Source organism: Pantoea sp. SGAir0184 (assembly GCF_043544755.1).
Window position 1 is genome coordinate 2,331,381 of sequence record NZ_CP028050.1, and the last position, 15,951, is coordinate 2,347,331.

Consider the following 15,951-nt stretch of genomic DNA (forward strand, 5'->3'; position numbering starts at 1 on the left):
AGGAGTATTATGGACGCCTCTCAGGCTGAGCAACAAATAGCCTTAATACAGGCGGTCGCGAAGCGCGACCGCCTGGCTTTTGAACAGCTGTACCGGCTGACTTCCCCGCATCTGTTTGCGGTAGCGCTGCGCATGTTACGCCAGCGGGCGTGGGCGGAAGAGATTCTGCATGAATGCTACATCACGGTCTGGCACAACGCCGCGTCATTTAATAGCGCGCTCAGTTCTCCCCTGACCTGGATGACGCACATTGTACGCAACCGCTGTATTGACTGGCTGCGCAGCGGCTATGCCAGACAATTCCATGCCGATGAAGCCTGGCTCGACGATTTAAGCAGCACGCCGGGTGACGTCAGTCTGGATGAGCAGCACGATCGAGAGGTTGCCCGCCTGCACCACTGTCTGCAGCATTTGAGCAGTGAACAGCGCCAGTCGATCGCGCTGGCCTATTATCAGGGCTTATCACATAGCGACATTGCCGGGTGGCTGCAGCAGCCGGTCGGCTCGGTAAAAAGCTGGATTCGACGTGGCCTGGACCATCTGCGGGAGTGTGTAGGACGATGAGTGACAAAGTGCAGCGGGATGACGCCCTGGCGGCGGAGTACGCCCTCGGCACGCTGCGCGGCAGCGCGCGATTGCGCTTTCAGCGCAGACTGCAGGCCGAGCCGGCGCTGGCGGCGCAGGTCGCCCGCTGGCAGACGCTGCTGGCGGGTCTCGACCAGGTTCAGCCGCCCGTCACGCCGCCGGAAAGGCTATGGAAAAAAATTGCCCTTTCCCTGCCGCCCGACAAGCGCGTCGCGCCCACACGCCGGACGCTGCCGTGGCTGGCTGCCGCCTGCGTCGCGCTGGGCTTCGCGCTGTCGGCTTACTGGCTACGCGAGCCGGTTATGACGCCGCTGGCGGTGCTGACCGATGCACAACACAGTCAGCAATGGGTGGTGAGCGCCAGCCGCCAGCAGGACGTGATCAGTCTGGCGCCGCTGCAGGTCAGCGCGGTCAGGGCGGATCAGAGTCTGGAACTGTGGCTGATTCCGCCTGGCCGGGCGCCCGTTTCACTCGGTCTGGTCACCGGAAGTGCGCCGCAGCAGTATCCGATTGAGAAACAGCAGTCGCTGGTTAAGGCGACGCTGGCGATCAGTCTCGAGCCGCACGGCGGTTCGCCAACCGGACGTCCAACGGGTCCGGTGCTTTACAGTGTGAATTTATAATCGGTGATGGTCACGGGTGAAATTAGCGTTAACGCGGCAGCGTTTATTATTTGTTGATGCCCAGCGTGTTGCAGGCGGAGTGCTGTTAATCATTACGGCGTGACTTAAGCTAAATTAACGGGCACTGAACGCTCAATTTTAGCAAAAGGCAAAAACAATGAATGTTTATTTATCCGCCGGCGAGCCTGACTGCCGCGGCCCGGCGAAATAACCCTTTTATAAATTAATCTGGCGTGTCTTCGGGAAAGAAATATTTTATCGACGATTCATTTTCTTTTTCCGAATTCCCTGCCATGCTTAAAACGCTAAACCATAGTACGCGATATTATCGCGAACAATAAATAATAACGCTCGACACCATTGTGTCTTAAACGACACCGGGGAAACTCACCATGCAATTTCTTAAAAACTTCACCATTCGCCGGGTTGTGCAGTGCATCCTGGTCGCGGCGCTGCTGATTGTGGCGCTGGCCGGGATCTATGGCAGCACGGTGCTGCGCGACATGCATCAGCGCGAACTGCATAACGCCACACTGACCAGCCAGCTGCTGTTTCTCAATCGCGCCAGTTTAGTGATGGCATCGGGAACCACGGCGGCAAAAGCGGCCGTAGCGGCCGATGCCCCGGCCGATAGCGACTGGGCGCCGCTGCGTGCCGCTCTCACCGCATCGCCAGTAGACTTTGCGCTGCCTGCGGCTGAGCGCCTGCAGTTGCTGCAGCGCGACATCGCAGCGAATAACCATGCCGACCAGTCCGATCGCCAGCGTCTGCAAATGGCCTTTGGCATTGCTGCACTGCTGATGCTCGCGCTGCTGTTGTTCTGTGACCGTTTTCTGGTCACGCATCTGGTACGGCCGCTGGGGGCGCTGCGGGAACATTTCCGCGGCATTGCCGCTGGCGATCTTACGCGGGAACCGCAGGATTTTGGCCGCAACTGTGTGGGTCAGCTGATTCCGCTGGTCAGGCTGATGCAGCAGAGCCTGCTGACCACGGTGCGCGCCGTGCATGACAACACCGACGTGCTGCGCAAAGAGTCTGCGGATATCGCCAGCGGCAACGCCGATCTGTCCGACCGCACCACCCGCCAGGCGGCTGCGCTCGAGCAGACCTCGGCCAGCATGGAGCAGCTTAGCGCCACCGTAGAGAAAAATGCCCACAGCGCCGGCGAAGCGCGCGAGCTGGCTGAGGATGCGGCGCGCACCACGCGTGACGGCGAAGCGCTGGTGAAAAGCGTGTCAGCGATGATGGCCGATATCGCCGCCGAAGCCGATAAAATCCGTCAGTTCACCGCCACGGTTAACAGCATTGCATTTCAGACCAATATTCTGGCATTGAACGCGGCTGTTGAAGCCGCCCGCGCCGGCGAGCAGGGACGCGGCTTTGCCGTGGTGGCAGCTGAAGTGCGCACGCTGGCACAACGCAGCGCCAGCGCCGCGAAGGAGATCGAAGGGCTGATTAATGGCACCGTGACGCGCGTTGGTGAGGGCGCGCAGACCGCGCAGCGCGCCGGCGCCATCATGGACAGCGCCACGCAAAGCGTTTCCGCCGTCACCTCGCTAATTGGCCAGATTGCGCTGGCGTCAGACGAACAGAGTAAAGGCATTGCCCAGGTTACGCTGGCCGTGACCGATCTGGATCGCGTTACCCAGCAGAATGCCGCCCTGGTGAAAGAGATTGCCGCCTCGGCCGGCAGCCTGAATGGCCGTACCGGAACGCTGGCTGCGGTGATCAGTCATTTTAACTTTTCTGACAGCCCGCATGACAGCGCGCTGCTGGCCGGTCAGCGCCCCATTTCAGCCATTGACAGCTTCGCGACAGAAAAGCTTGCCGTCTCTGAACCGGCATAGCTCGCAGCCGATAACCACACCGCCAGGGACAGGCCACAGAAAGAGAAGAATTTATGAGCCATCAATCATTGCAGCACATCGTTCCGGTTCAGGCTGATGTGCGTGACTTACGCATCGCCACGGGCATGACCCAACTGCACGCGGCTGAACGCTTCGACCTCAGCCTGCGGGTCTGGCAGATGAAGGAGTCCGCAGCAAAACCGTCGCCGCTCAGTCAGGGAGAATATGAGTTTTTGCTGCTGCTGGCAGGAAAACATCCCTATTTTAGTCTGACGGCCAGAGCCCGCTAATGCCGTGCGCGCTGGCCGTTGCGTCAGCGCCACCGGCGATAACCGGGGATCCGCTTCCTCCACCCGGCGTGATTAATGCGTCAAATCTCTTTAGCGCTGACGCCCGGGGCACGATTCACCTGTGCTGTCTGCTGATACAAGGCGTCGAGACGGGCGCGAAAGCGCGCCGGATCGTGCTGGTCTTTAATTCTTTGCAGCGCCCGCGCCGAGCGGGTGCTGATCGTCTCGCGCTGCGCCATCATCTGCGTGATGATCTGTTTGAGCTGCGCAATAATTCTGTCCCTGATCGCCAGTTTCTCCTGCGCTGAAGCGATGGTGATTTCAAACATATCATTTAGCGGACACTCAATAAGCCAGCCGGCCGAGGCCGGGTTTATTTCCGGCAGTGCCCGCACATTAGTGGTAATGACCGGACAGCCGCACGCCTGCATTTCCAGCACTGAAAAGCCGTATGTATCCTGCCAGGTCGGTAATAATCCCACATCGGTCTGTTCGAGCATTTTCATCAGCCGATCATTTTGCAAAAATGTTTCATGCCTGAAGATTGCCTGCTGATTAATCAGGTCTTCAATCCGCTGATGAAATTGCGCGTCATCCTGCTGCGCGCCGTGCGCGATATTATAGCGATGCTTCAGGTTGCCCGTTAAATTCACCTGCACGCTGTCAGGGTGAATGATGCCTTCTGCCAGCAACTCGCTAAACGCCAGCACCACTTCCGCCCCACCTTTACGATAAAACTCATTGCCGACAAAGCTGAACGTCAGCTTCGCCTGATTCACCGGCCTGACCCGATCACAGATAATTGCCTGTGGCGGATGCAGAGTGTGCAGTTTGGGCAAAATGGCTGCAGCCTGCTGCGGAAACGCCTGTAACAGCTTGATTTGAATTTTTTTCGTCGCGTCGGAGATAGCCAGCAGCGCCGTACACTGCGGTGCCGCGATCAGTTTGAGTTGTTTCTGCAATTGTGGATTATGCAGTTTGGCCATGCCCGGCACCGGCAGCACGCGCGGAATTTCGGTTTCAAATGTCGCCATCCAGCGTTTTTTCGTGCAGGCCACCTCATTAAAAAGATGGATGATTTGCGCATCGTCCGGCACCGAGAACGGTAGTGGCGCGAAAATAAACAACTTATTGGCTTTGCGGATTTTCTGCCTGACGGCGTTACGATAAAACCAGATATTTTTATATTTCAGATTGAGATAATGGTGTAAATCGTTGACGATGATATTTCTCTTTTCCGGATAACCTTTCCCATTTACGATTATTTTCATACGTGCCCCGGCACAGGAAAAATAAGCATAGCTGGCAGTATATTCCTCGCCTGTCACAAATCCAGTGAGCAAGTAAACCCTCGCTAAACAATAAGAAAATACACATTTTGTGACAGGTAATAACATCAGCCAGCCTGAATAAAATTCAGACAAGGCCGGTAAACAATATTAATCAATACAAAATTCGCGTAATTTATAAAAATGGCTAACGCGTTGATTTTTATTTAACGCTGGCCATATTATGACAATTTCGTGTCAGGATTTGATGCCGAAGTTTAATCTTTATTTTCTGCTGGCCCGCAATGCATAAGCAGAACGATGATCACAGGCCGGCTGACAATCGGTAAGCAGCGGTAACAGAAACGCGGCGAGTAATGATCTGACGCCGGGCGGGCGACAGGCTTAGCGGCCCTGCACCAGCTGCGGCGGCACGATTAACGTCTGCACATCGGCCTGTGGCTGCGCCAGGCGCTGTAATATGCGTTCTGCCGCGCGCCGCCCGACGATACGCGCTTCACTGCTGACAAACGTCAATGCCGGATCGTTCAGCTCAGGCTGCGGATCGTCGTTGAAGCCGACCAGCGCCAGCTGCTGGGTGTAGTAACTGTCCACGGCATCTTCCCCGAGGGTGCGGCCGCTACGCAGCGCGCCGAAATAGCAGCCGAGCGTGGTGCTGGCATTGTGGGCCAGGATAGCAGTAATACGCGGATGCTGATGCAGCAGCGCCTGCGTCAGCGCGGAGACGCTCTGCTGGCGATCGTCACATTCGATAATCCAGTCCGGGCGAAACGGCAAACCGTACTGCAGCAGCGTGGCGCAATAGCCGCCGATACGTTCGGCGCGCGTCAGTGACGAACCCAGACCGCCCACCCAGGCAATGCGCTGATGTCCCTGCTTGATCAGATACTCGGTGGCCATCCGCGCCGCCTGGCTGTTATCCGGACGCAGCGAATCGACTTTTTCCAGACTGCTGGCGCGCGCGGCGCAGATCAGCGCAATATTTTGCTCCTGCGCCTGCAGCCGCAGCGATTCCGCCTGCGCCACCGCGCCGCCCAGCACAATGCCATCGGCGCCCTGTGCCGCCAGCGAATCAAAACAACGCTGCAGATGCTGGCCATGCTGACCACTCTGCGTCAGCACCAGCACTTTGCCCTGCTGCTCCAGCACCTCGCTCAGTCCCGCCGTCATTGCTGCATAAAAGGGCTGGCTGAGATCGCGCACGATCAGGCCAATCACCCCGCTCTCACCGCCGCGCAGCATGGAGGCCGAGCGGTTACGCACATAGCCGAGTTGCTCAATCGCCTGATTCACCCGCGCGGCGGTGGCGGGTGAAATACGCCCTTTGCCGGACAGCACCAGCGATACCGTGCTGACCGATACGCCAGCGGCCTGCGCGACATCATGGATGGTGATTTTCTGCTGGGACATAGTGTGACGCTTTTTGTAGCCGGAAAATTCAAAGAGGTAAAACGTTACACTGATTCGCATAAAAATAAAGCCTGATGCTCGTCACGCTTTGTGATTATCACCACAAAAAGCCATGATAAAACGTTTTATCATCCTCCACCACTTTACCCGCTTGTTACTTTTTAGCCAGGAGAGACTATGCCTCACAGCCAACCCAAAATGTCGCTCTGGGAATTTTTCCAGAGCCTGGGGAAAACCTTCATGCTACCCGTGGCCCTGCTGTCGTTTTGCGGCATCATGCTGGGGATCGGCAGTTCACTCAGCAGCCATGATGTGCTGACGCTGATTCCGCTGCTCGACCAGCCATTCCTGCAATACCTGTTTATCTGGATGGCGAAAATCGGCTCCTTTGCCTTTAGCTATTTGCCGGTGATGTTTGCCATCGCCATTCCGCTGGGCATGGCGCGGGAAAACAAAGGCGTGGCGGCGTTTGCCGGCTTCGTCGGCTTTGCGGTGCTCAATCTCAGCGTTAACTTCTGGCTGAACATCAACGGGATCCTGCCGACTACTGATGCGGCGGTGCTGAAAGCCAATAACGTGCAGAACATTCTCGGCATTCAGTCCATCGACACCGGTATTCTCGGCGCGGTGATTGTCGGCATTGTGGTGTTCTGGCTGCACGAGCGTTTTCACAATATTCGCCTGCCGGATGCGCTGGCATTCTTCGGCGGCACGCGCTTTGTGCCGATTATCACCACCGTGGTGATGGGCCTGCTGGGGCTGGTGGTACCGCTAATCTGGCCATTCTTTGCGCGCGCGATCACCGGTCTTGGCTGGATGATCAACAGCGCGGGCGAATTCGGCCCGATGATCTTCGGCACCGGAGAACGTCTGCTGCTGCCGTTTGGCCTGCAGCATATTCTGGTGGCGATTATTCGCTTCACCGATGCCGGTGGCACCATGGAGGTGTGTGGTCACAGCGTCAGCGGCGCGCTGACCATCTTCCAGGCGCAGCTGGCGTGTCCGGAAACTCACGGCTTCGCGGAAAGCGCTACCCGCTTCCTGTCGCAGGGTAAAATGCCGGCATTCCTTGGCGGCCTGCCGGGGGCAGCGCTGGCGATTTACCACTGCGCGCGCCCGGAAAACCGTCACAAAATTAAAGGCCTGCTGATTTCGGGCGTGGTTGCCTGCGTGGTTGGCGGCACTACTGAACCGATCGAGTTCCTGTTCCTGTTTGTCGCACCGGTACTGTATCTGATCCACGCGCTGCTGACCGGTCTCGGCTTCACAGTGATGGCAATGCTTGGCGTGACCATCGGTAATACCGACGGTAACGTGATCGACTTCTTCGTGTTTGGCGTGCTGCACGGCCTTTCTACCAAATGGTACTGGGTGCCGGTAATTGCTGCCGTGTGGTTTGTGGGTTACTACGCCATCTTCCGTTTCGCCATCACCCGCTTCAACATCAAAACACCTGGCCGCGAAGCAGAAACCAGCCGCGTTGAGCAGCAGGTCAGCCGCGCCGGCGTGGGCAAATCCGGCTACAACACGCCAGCGATTCTCGCGGCGCTGGGTGGCGTTGACAACATCACCTCGCTGGATAACTGCCTGACGCGCCTGCGCCTGTCGGTGGCCGACATGAGCAAGGTCGACGATGCCGCGCTAAAAGCCAACGGCGCCATCGGCGTGGTGCACCTCAATCAGACCAATCTGCAGGTAGTCATTGGCCCGCAGGTGCAGTCGGTCAAAGATGAAATGGCCCATCTGATGAGCGCGACGGTGTAAACATGCAGGCGTTTAATTTTGATCGGGTAGTGGATCGCCATGGCAGCTGGTGCACGCAGTGGGACTTTGTCGCCGACCGCTTTGGCGTGCCAGATCTGCTGCCCTTCACCATCTCGGACATGGATTTCGCCACCGCTCCCTGCATCATTGACGCGTTGCAGCAGCGGCTGAATCACGGCGTGCTGGGCTACAGCCGCTGGCAGCACGAGGATTTCCTCTCCGCCCTGCAGCACTGGATGCGCAGCCGCTTTGCCAGCGAGATCGCGGCAGAGTCACTGGTGTACGGCCCGTCGGTGATTTATATGGTGGCGCAGCTGCTGCGCCACTGGACGCAGGCGGAGGATGAAGTACTGATTCACACGCCCGCCTATGATGCGTTTTACCAGACAATCATCGGGAATCAGCGCAGGGTGCTGGAACTGCCGTTGCAGCGCGCTGGCGACACATGGCACTGTGACATGGCTCAGCTGGAAAGCCTGCTGGCGCGGCCGCGCTGTAAGGCGATGTTACTGTGCAGCCCGCACAATCCCACCGGCAAAGTGTGGCAGCGCGCAGAGCTGCAGCAGATGGCGGCACTGTGCGAACGGCATGGCGTGAGCGTGATCAGCGATGAAATCCATATGGATATGGTGCTGAGCGAGGCGCGTCACACGCCATGGTGCGAAGTGGCACAAGGCCGCTGGGCGCTGTTTACCTCGGCCTCGAAGAGCTTCAATATTCCGGCGCTGACCGGCGCCTGGGGTATTATCCCGGACGCGGACGACCGCCAGGCGTGGTTTCACGCGCTGAAGCAGCAGGATGGACTGTCGTCACCGGCGGTGATGGCGCTGGCTGCCACCATTGCCGCCTACCGTTACGGCGCACCCTGGCTCGACGCGCTGCGCGATTATCTGCGCGCCAATATGCAGCACATTGCGCAACGGCTCAACGCGGCGTTTGCCGGGCTTAACTGGCAACCACCGCAGGCCACTTATCTGGCGTGGATTGACACCGCGCCGCTGGCCATTGATGACGTCGCGCTGCAGCAGCGGCTGATCCAGCAGCATAAGGTGGCGATTATGCCAGGCAGCACCTACGGCAGCGCCAGCCGCAGCTATCTGCGTCTCAACGCCGGCTGCCCGCGCAGCAAGCTGGATGACGGGCTGGACCGGCTGATTGCCGCACTGCAATCGTTCTGAACCACAGCGGATGCTGATTAATTCAGCATCCGCTATCCGCCTTGCGCAAATCACTGGCGCGGTTGCGCAAGATGTTTTTATAATGGTCTGCACTTTACGTTAATTCAGCGAGTGCGACATGATTGATGCGAAACTTCCCCTCACCGACCTTCACCGCCACCTTGATGGCAATATCCGCGCCCAGACCATCCTTGATTTAGGTCGTCAGTTCAATCTTGCGCTGCCCGCCGATACGCTGGATACGCTGCGTCCGCACGTGCAGGTGACCGCCAACCAGCCGGACCTGGTGAGCTTCCTGCAGAAGCTTGACTGGGGCGTCAAAGTGCTGGGCGATCTCGACGCCTGCCGCCGCATTGCGCTGGAAAACGTCGCTGACGCCGCGCAGGCCGGTATCCATTACGCTGAGCTGCGCTTCTCACCGGGCTACATGGCGATGAACCATCAGCTGCCGATTGCCGGCGTGGTGGAAGCGGTAATTGATGGCGTGCGCGCGGGCGTACAGCAGTATGGCGTTGATGTGAAGCTGATTGGCATCATGAGCCGCACCTTCGGCGAAGAAGCCTGCCTGCGCGAGCTGGAAGGTCTGCTGGCGCACCGCGACGGCATCACTGCCGTCGATCTGGCCGGCGATGAACTGGGCTTCCCGGGCAGCGAATTCCTCAGCCACTTTAACCGCGCCCGCGATGCCGGATTCCGCATCACCGTGCATGCCGGTGAAGCCGCCGGACCGGAGAGCATCTGGCAGGCGATCCGCGAGCTGGGCGCTGAGCGCATCGGTCACGGTGTCAAAGCGATTGAAGACCGCGCGCTGATGGATTTCCTCGCCGAACAGCGCATTGGCATTGAATCCTGCCTGACGTCGAACATTCAGACCAGTACCGTAGCCTCGCTGGCCAGCCATCCGCTGAAGGCGTTCCTGCAGCACGGTATTCTGGCAACCATCAACACTGACGATCCGGCGGTACAGGGCATTGAGCTGGCGCATGAATATGAGGTGGCTGCGCCACAGGCGGGCCTGAGCGCCGCCGAGATTCGCCAGGCGCAGGAAAACGGTATTGCCATCGCCTTTTTAACCGAGGCGGAGAAAGCCGCGCTGCGCCAGCGCGTGGCGGCATAAGCCATAAAAAAGGAGCGCAGATTGCGCTCCTTGTTGATCGGCTGGCGATAACGCCGTCCGGTTTACTTTAGTGACAAGGTCTGGCGTTTCTCCGCCGACTGCAGGCCAAGCTCAATCAGCTCCATCACCTGAATCGCCTCTTCCGCCGTAACCGGGTTGGCACCGTTACCGGCAATGGCGTCGCGGATCGCCGCATAATAGGCCGGATAGTTGCCCGGCAGCGTCAGCAGCTCTTTCTCCACCATCACTTCGCCCTCGGCCAGCGTCAGCGTGCCGTTGCGCATGTCGTAGCCCCACTCTTCACGCGGCGGACGTTCACCGGCTTTCAGACGGTCCTCCTGCGGATCGAGCCCGTACTTAACGTAGCTGCCGCGCGTGCCGTGCACCACAAAACGCGCCGATTCCGCGGCCACCAGCATGCTGGCATGCAGCACCACGCGCCGGGAGGGATAAGTCAGCACCGCGTGGAAGTAATCGGTGGTTTGCGCGCCGGGACGCAGTTCAGCCATGTCGACGTTGATCGCCACCGGCGGTCCGAACAGCTGCAACGCCTGGTCCAGCACGTGCGGTCCAAGATCGAACCAGATCCCGCTGCCCGGGCCTTTCATTTCGCGCCAGCGCTGACGCACTTCCGGACGGAAACGGTCAAAGTGCGACTCCAGATAGCGCACCTCGCCCAGCGTGCCGTCGTTCAGCAGCGTTTTCAGCGTCAGGAAATCGCTGTCCCAGCGGCGGTTGTGGAACACTGACAACAGCAGCCCTTTGGCTTTGGCCAGCTGATCGAGCTCGCGCGCCTGTGACAGTGTCACGGTAAACGGTTTATCGACCACCACATGCTTGCCGGCATTGAGTGCCGCTTTGGCGAGCGGGAAATGGGTGTCGTTCGGGGTAGGAATTACAATCAGGTGCAGCGTCGGGTCATCCAGCAATGCCTGAGGATCGGCCACCACCTGCACCGACGGCCAGTCAGCGAGCACTTTACTGGCATCGCTGCTGGAGATCGCCGCCAGCTCAACGTCTGGCGTTCCGGCGATCAGCGGCGCATGGAAGGTTTTGCTGGCAAATCCGTAGCCGATCAGGCCGACACGTAGTTTATCGCTCATTCTCATTCCTCTTGTTCGTGACCTGACTGATTTAAGACGAATCAGTCAGTAAGAACAAGGCGGAATCACCTGAAAGCTCAGGAGATCGCACTCCGTGCCGGTTGCCAGCTCTCCTGGGCCACCAGCGCGTCGTGCGCATCCTGACTGCGGCGACGGAAATCGCTCGGGCTGACGCCGACCCGCTTGCGGAACACGCGCGAGAAATAGAGCTGGTCGTCGTAGCCGACCTCGCGCCCCACCGAGGCGATGGGTTCCTGAGTGGTTTGCAGCAGCAGCTTGGCGCGGATCACCCGCTGATCTTCGCGCCAGCGCAGCAGGTTGATCCCCATCTGCTCGCGGAACAGGTGCGCCAGGCGCGACGGCGACAGACAGACGTGGCGCGCCACTTCCTCGATTTTCACCTCGCTGGCGAGATGATTGGTGACGTACTGACAGGCTTCGATGACGCGTGGGTCGCGAATTTGCTGATGGCTGCGCGGATCCTCTTCCACCGCACGCAGCAGCAGGCGCTCCAGCAGATTCATCGCCAGCTCCTCGGCAAAGCGACGTCCGGAGTTGTGCGTCTGTTCGATGCTGGCAAACAGGCGGTCAAATTCGGCGCGCAGCGCATCCGGCAGCCGCAGCCGGCCAACGCCCTGGTTCTGATCCTGCCACTGCAGCCAGTCGGTCCAGTAGGCGCGCGGACGGAAATAGACCCAGCGATGATGCCAGCACGGACTGTCCGGCGCGCGGCCATAATAGTGCGGCGTTTTCGGCTGGAACAGCAGCAGGTCGCCCGGCTGGCAGTCAAACGCTGACTCACCGTCAAAGACGCGTCCCTGTCCCTTAATGGTCAGATTGAGGATGTAACCTTTCATGCCGTGCGGGCGATCGATAAAAAAATCGAGCTGATCGCCGGCGTTGATCGGCGTCAGTCCGGCCACCAGCCAGGCGTTAAACGGATAGCCCGGCAGTAAAGGATTTTGCTGTTCACTCGGCGCTTCGCGGTGGTACATAAGGATCTCCCGGTTCGCGTGACGTTGGGGCGCAGCGTTGCGACTGCGCCCGCGGGATCAGGCGGTTCTGCTTTTTTGTTTGTAGCGGTCAAAGATCACCGCCGCTAACAGTATCAAACCGCGCACCACATACTGTGAGAATGGCGAGATATTCAATAAATTCATCGCATTCTCGACGGTACCCAGAATCAATACCCCGGCGACCACGTAGGAGATCTTGCCAATACCGCCCTTCAGCGACACGCCGCCCAGCACGCAGGCGGAGATAACGATCAGCTCATAACCGAGCGAGGTCATCGGCTGACCGCTGGTCATGCGTGAAGCCAGGATAATGCCGGCCGCCGCTGATACCAGCCCGGAAAGGATAAAGATGATGATGCGCGTGCGCACCACCGGCACCCCGGCCAACCGCGCCGCTTCCTCGTTGCCACCAATCGCCAGCGTGTTGCGGCCAAAGGTGGTTTTGTTCAGCAGGAAACCGAACACGATCATGGTGGCGATGGTCAGCCAGATCGGTGCCGGCACGCCCAGCCAGTTGGCGTAGCCGAGGGTGAAAAAGCGCTCATCCTCAATCCCCACCGCTTTACCGTCGGAGAAAATATAGGCCAGGCCGCGCACAATCTGCATGGTCGCCAGCGTGGTGATCAGCGCGTTAATCTTCAGACGCGCAATCACGAAGCCGTTAACGAAGCCAGTGGCCATACCGAGCAGCAGGCCGGCGGCGACGCCGATCCACAGGCTTTCGGTCATGTTGATCACCACGGCGGTGACGACGCCAGCGCAGGCAATCACCGACGCCACCGACAGGTCGAAATCGCCGGAGGCGAGGCAGAACAGCATGCCGCACGCCACCATGCCGGACATCGACATCGCCAGGCCCAGCCCTTTCATGTTGATAAAGGTGCCAAAATTAGGCACGAAGATGGCGCAGACGATAAACAGCAGCGCAAACACCACCAGCATGCCGAAGTTGTCCCAGATGCGCCCGAGCTGCAGGCCACTGCGCTGCACCGGTGGCGTATTGGACGTGGTAGATGAAGCCATTTTTACTCTCCTTTACCTCAGGCCACGGCGGCCGCTTGAGTGGTTTTCGGCATGGCCAGGCTCAGCGTCAGCTGCTCCGTGGCGGCGTCGTGGGGCAGTTCACCGGCAATCTCACCTTCGCGCATCACCACGATGCGGTCGGCCAGTCCCATCACTTCGGGCAGATCGCTGGAGGCAAACAGCACCGCGATCCCTTTGTTCGCCAGCTGATAAATCAGGTTATAGATTTCATGTTTGGCGCCGACATCAATGCCGCGCGTCGGTTCGTCGAGCAGGATCACGTTCATCTCCTCCGACAGCCAGCGGCCCAGAATTGCCTTCTGCTGGTTGCCACCGGACAGATTCATGATCAGCTGATGCGCACCCGGCGTTTTGATGTTCAGCGAGCGAATGTGGTGGTCCGCGTTTTTCGCTTCCCAGCCCGGCTTGATCAGACAGCCGGCACTCAGGTTGTGGCGGCGCGCGCTGATATTGATGTTCTCGCGCACCGAGTGCACCGGGATGATGCCTTCGGCTTTGCGATCTTCCGGGCACAGCATGATGCCGGCGCGGATGGCATCAATCGGTTCGCGGATGTTGAGCTGCTTACCGTCCAGCGTGACCGTGCCCGCGCGCAGCCGGGTGGCACCAAACAGCCCTTTCATCAGTTCGCTGCGGCCGGCACCGACCAGTCCAAACAGACCGACAATTTCTCCGGCGCGCACCGTCAGCGATATCGGCATCCGCACGCCTTTCGCTTCCACCTGGTCCAGCTGCAGACGCACGGGGCCCAGCTCACGTGGCGCGTAGCCATAGATATCTCCGAGGTTGCGTCCGACCATCGCCTCCACCAGATCGTCATGGTGGGTATTGGCCATATCCGTGAAGGTGCGCACGTAGCGCCCATCCTTAAACACGGTAATGGCATCGCTCAGCGCGAAAATTTCTTCCATGCGATGCGACACGTACAGCACCACCCGGCCCTGCTCGCGCAGCTGGCGAATCACGCGGAACAGATGCTCAATTTCGCGCGCCGACAGCGAACTGGTCGGCTCATCAAAGGCGATGATGCGCGCGTTGCGAGCCAGCGCTTTGGCGATTTCGACCATCTGCCACTGGCCGAGCGACAGGTATTTCAGCGGCATGTCGGGATCGATATCCATGCCAAGATTTTTCAGCTGCAGACCGGCTTCGTAGCGCAGCAGCTTGCGGTTAACCAGCCCGCGCTTGTGCGGCAGCTGGCCTAGATAGATGTTCTCCGCCACGCTCATTTCCGGTACCAGATGCAGCTCCTGGTAAATGATCGCCACGCCGGCATCCAGCGCATCAACGGTATTGCTGAAGCTTTTCGCTGTGCCTTTGATGCGGATTTCGCCGCCGCTGGGCTGATAGCTGCCGCTGAGGATTTTCAGCAGCGTGGATTTGCCCGCGCCATTTTCTCCCATCAGCGCGTGCACTTCACCGGCGCGGCACTGAAAAGAGATATCCTGCAGCGCTTTCACGCCAGGGAAGGTTTTGCTGATGCCATGAAATGACAGAAATGCTGGATCCGTGTTCATGGGAACTCCTGAGCCTCTATATTTCGCACCGTAGCGGCGTTGGCAGCGCACATTTACCCCGGTCACTGACCTCAGTAAGCTCCCGGGGATAAACGTGTTTGCCGCCTTGCTACAGCACGAACTATGCCGGCTGCCTGTTAATTAACATCACATTGAGGACGGCTTAAAACCGACTTACATCAGCCCTTTCTTCGCCAGCTCGGTTTTGAAATTGTCGCGGGTGATCAGCACCACGTCGGTCACTTCGGTGAATTTCGCTGGCTCCTGTCCTTTGGTCACCCAGTTGTAGAGCATTTCGCTGCTCTTATAGCCGTGCACGTCCGGGCTCGGCAGCAGGGAACCGTAGAAGCCGGTTGGCGCGCCTTTTGACAGCTCGCTTACCGCATCCACCCCGTTGATGCCGATGCCGATCACGTCCGGTGCCTTGAAGCCCTGGCCTTCGGTGGCGCGCACGCCGCCCAGCACGGTGTTGTCGTTCATGCCGACAATCAGCCAGTGCTTCACTTCCGGATGCTGCACCAGCAGCGAGTTACCGGCGTCAAACGCGCCCGGGATATCGTTAGATTTGGTCGGCACCTGATAAATCTGCTTCTCCGGGAAGCCGGCGGCTTTCAGCGCGGCCATCGAACCACCGGTGCGGCGGCGCGCGGTATCCAGTTCGTTAGCGGTAATCGCCATCACGGCGGTTTGCTTCACATCCCAGCCGCGTTTCTGCATCTCTTTGTACAGCTCCTGGCCCTGACGCTCGCCGATTTTGGTCGCCGCCATCATCACCAGCGGTACGGTATCCATCGGCTTGCCTTTGGCGGTGACAAACTGGTCATCCACGGCAATCACTTTCAGGTCATAGCTGCGTGCTTTGGCGACGATGGCCGAGCCCAGCTTGGGATCCGGGGTACAGATGACAAAGCCTTTGGCGCCGCTCGCCGCCAGGCTATCGATAGCGTTCAGGGTTTTTTCACCGTCCGGCACGGCAATTTTGATCACTTCAAAGCCGAGATCTTTGCCGGCCTTATCGGCGAATTTCCACTCGGTCTGGAACCAGGGTTCCTCCGGCTGTTTGACGAGAAAACCGAGCTTCATGGTCTCGGCGATAGCGGATTGTGACATAAGCGCGGCGAGGCCTGCGACCGCCAGTGCTTTAGTTAATTTATGCATGATGCTCTCC

Annotated in this window: 14 protein-coding genes; 7 read left to right on the forward strand and 7 right to left on the reverse strand. The window is 59.0% G+C overall.

Going from position 1 to position 15,951, the window contains the following annotated elements:
- Positions 1–9 precede the first annotated feature (9 nt).
- The 4 genes from C1N60_RS10920 to C1N60_RS10935 all read left to right on the forward strand — a co-directional run bounded on the left by C1N60_RS10920 (position 10) and on the right by C1N60_RS10935 (position 3,345).
- Entirely contained in the window at positions 10–564 is a 555-nt protein-coding gene (locus tag C1N60_RS10920; protein WP_021506166.1) for a sigma-70 family RNA polymerase sigma factor, read from the forward strand.
- On the forward strand, positions 561–1,208 hold the full coding sequence (locus C1N60_RS10925; RefSeq protein WP_394520838.1) for an anti-sigma factor: 648 nt from the start codon (positions 561–563) through the stop codon (positions 1,206–1,208). The genes C1N60_RS10920 and C1N60_RS10925 overlap by 4 nt, the downstream gene beginning before the upstream one ends.
- Before the next feature lie 392 nt (positions 1,209–1,600).
- Positions 1,601–3,055, forward strand: a complete 1,455-nt coding sequence (locus C1N60_RS10930; RefSeq protein WP_394520839.1) for a methyl-accepting chemotaxis protein — start codon at positions 1,601–1,603, stop codon at positions 3,053–3,055.
- Positions 3,056–3,108: 53 nt separating this feature from the next.
- Positions 3,109–3,345, forward strand: a complete 237-nt coding sequence (locus C1N60_RS10935) for a transcriptional regulator (RefSeq protein ID WP_394520840.1) — start codon at positions 3,109–3,111, stop codon at positions 3,343–3,345.
- A gap of 80 nt (positions 3,346–3,425) precedes the next feature.
- Here C1N60_RS10935 and C1N60_RS10940 read toward each other — a convergent pair whose 3' ends face one another.
- Positions 3,426–4,742: a glycosyltransferase gene (locus C1N60_RS10940; RefSeq protein ID WP_394520841.1), complete on the reverse strand. Its 1,317-nt coding sequence runs from the start codon at positions 4,740–4,742 to the stop codon at positions 3,426–3,428.
- Between the two features lie 276 nt (positions 4,743–5,018).
- Entirely contained in the window at positions 5,019–6,044 is a 1,026-nt protein-coding gene (gene malI / locus C1N60_RS10945) for a Mal regulon transcriptional regulator MalI (RefSeq protein WP_031279152.1), read from the reverse strand.
- A gap of 177 nt (positions 6,045–6,221) precedes the next feature.
- Between malI and malX the strand changes: the two genes are divergently transcribed.
- The 3 genes from malX (at position 6,222) to add (ending at position 10,103) form a co-directional block, all read left to right on the forward strand.
- Positions 6,222–7,808 (forward strand): maltose/glucose-specific PTS transporter subunit IIBC, encoded by a 1,587-nt coding sequence (malX, locus tag C1N60_RS10950; RefSeq protein ID WP_031279154.1) that lies wholly within the window; start codon positions 6,222–6,224, stop codon positions 7,806–7,808.
- Between the two features lie 2 nt (positions 7,809–7,810).
- Positions 7,811–8,986 carry a MalY/PatB family protein gene (locus C1N60_RS10955; protein WP_394520842.1) on the forward strand — a complete coding sequence of 392 codons (1,176 nt, stop codon included), beginning with the start codon at positions 7,811–7,813 and terminating at the stop codon, positions 8,984–8,986.
- A 118-nt stretch (positions 8,987–9,104) separates the two neighbouring features.
- Positions 9,105–10,103 (forward strand): adenosine deaminase, encoded by a 999-nt coding sequence (gene add, locus C1N60_RS10960; protein WP_127834039.1) that lies wholly within the window; start codon positions 9,105–9,107, stop codon positions 10,101–10,103.
- Between the two features lie 62 nt (positions 10,104–10,165).
- Here the strand turns inward: add and C1N60_RS10965 are convergent, their stop codons facing one another.
- From C1N60_RS10965 to C1N60_RS10985, 5 genes are all read right to left on the reverse strand, one after another.
- Positions 10,166–11,206: an oxidoreductase gene (locus C1N60_RS10965; protein ID WP_394520843.1), complete on the reverse strand. Its 1,041-nt coding sequence runs from the start codon at positions 11,204–11,206 to the stop codon at positions 10,166–10,168.
- A gap of 77 nt (positions 11,207–11,283) precedes the next feature.
- Positions 11,284–12,201 (reverse strand): arabinose operon transcriptional regulator AraC, encoded by a 918-nt coding sequence (araC, locus tag C1N60_RS10970; RefSeq protein ID WP_058769720.1) that lies wholly within the window; start codon positions 12,199–12,201, stop codon positions 11,284–11,286.
- Positions 12,202–12,258: 57 nt separating this feature from the next.
- Positions 12,259–13,245, reverse strand: coding sequence for an L-arabinose ABC transporter permease AraH (gene araH, locus C1N60_RS10975; RefSeq protein ID WP_021506177.1), 987 nt, complete (start codon positions 13,243–13,245; stop codon positions 12,259–12,261).
- 17 nt (positions 13,246–13,262) lie between these two features.
- On the reverse strand, positions 13,263–14,783 hold the full coding sequence (gene araG, locus C1N60_RS10980; RefSeq protein ID WP_021506178.1) for an L-arabinose ABC transporter ATP-binding protein AraG: 1,521 nt from the start codon (positions 14,781–14,783) through the stop codon (positions 13,263–13,265).
- A gap of 174 nt (positions 14,784–14,957) precedes the next feature.
- Positions 14,958–15,941, reverse strand: coding sequence for an arabinose ABC transporter substrate-binding protein (locus C1N60_RS10985; RefSeq protein WP_058780628.1), 984 nt, complete (start codon positions 15,939–15,941; stop codon positions 14,958–14,960).
- Between the last annotated feature and the right edge of the window lie 10 nt (positions 15,942–15,951).

Excerpts from the sequence above, each read along its gene's own strand:
- add (WP_127834039.1), top strand. The coding sequence starts at position 9,105 with ATGATTGATGCGAAACTTCCCCTCACCGACCTTCACCGCCACCTTGAT.
- malI (WP_031279152.1), bottom strand. The coding sequence starts at position 6,044 with ATGTCCCAGCAGAAAATCACCATCCATGATGTCGCGCAGGCCGCTGGC.
- C1N60_RS10925 (WP_394520838.1), top strand. The coding sequence starts at position 561 with ATGAGTGACAAAGTGCAGCGGGATGACGCCCTGGCGGCGGAGTACGCC.
- C1N60_RS10935 (WP_394520840.1), top strand. The coding sequence starts at position 3,109 with ATGAGCCATCAATCATTGCAGCACATCGTTCCGGTTCAGGCTGATGTG.
- araG (WP_021506178.1), bottom strand. The coding sequence starts at position 14,783 with ATGAACACGGATCCAGCATTTCTGTCATTTCATGGCATCAGCAAAACC.
- araH (WP_021506177.1), bottom strand. The coding sequence starts at position 13,245 with ATGGCTTCATCTACCACGTCCAATACGCCACCGGTGCAGCGCAGTGGC.
- C1N60_RS10955 (WP_394520842.1), top strand. The coding sequence starts at position 7,811 with ATGCAGGCGTTTAATTTTGATCGGGTAGTGGATCGCCATGGCAGCTGG.
- C1N60_RS10940 (WP_394520841.1), bottom strand. The coding sequence starts at position 4,742 with ATGTTATTACCTGTCACAAAATGTGTATTTTCTTATTGTTTAGCGAGG.
- C1N60_RS10985 (WP_058780628.1), bottom strand. The coding sequence starts at position 15,941 with ATGCATAAATTAACTAAAGCACTGGCGGTCGCAGGCCTCGCCGCGCTT.
- malX (WP_031279154.1), top strand. The coding sequence starts at position 6,222 with ATGCCTCACAGCCAACCCAAAATGTCGCTCTGGGAATTTTTCCAGAGC.
- C1N60_RS10965 (WP_394520843.1), bottom strand. The coding sequence starts at position 11,206 with ATGAGCGATAAACTACGTGTCGGCCTGATCGGCTACGGATTTGCCAGC.
- araC (WP_058769720.1), bottom strand. The coding sequence starts at position 12,201 with ATGTACCACCGCGAAGCGCCGAGTGAACAGCAAAATCCTTTACTGCCG.
- C1N60_RS10920 (WP_021506166.1), top strand. The coding sequence starts at position 10 with ATGGACGCCTCTCAGGCTGAGCAACAAATAGCCTTAATACAGGCGGTC.
- C1N60_RS10930 (WP_394520839.1), top strand. The coding sequence starts at position 1,601 with ATGCAATTTCTTAAAAACTTCACCATTCGCCGGGTTGTGCAGTGCATC.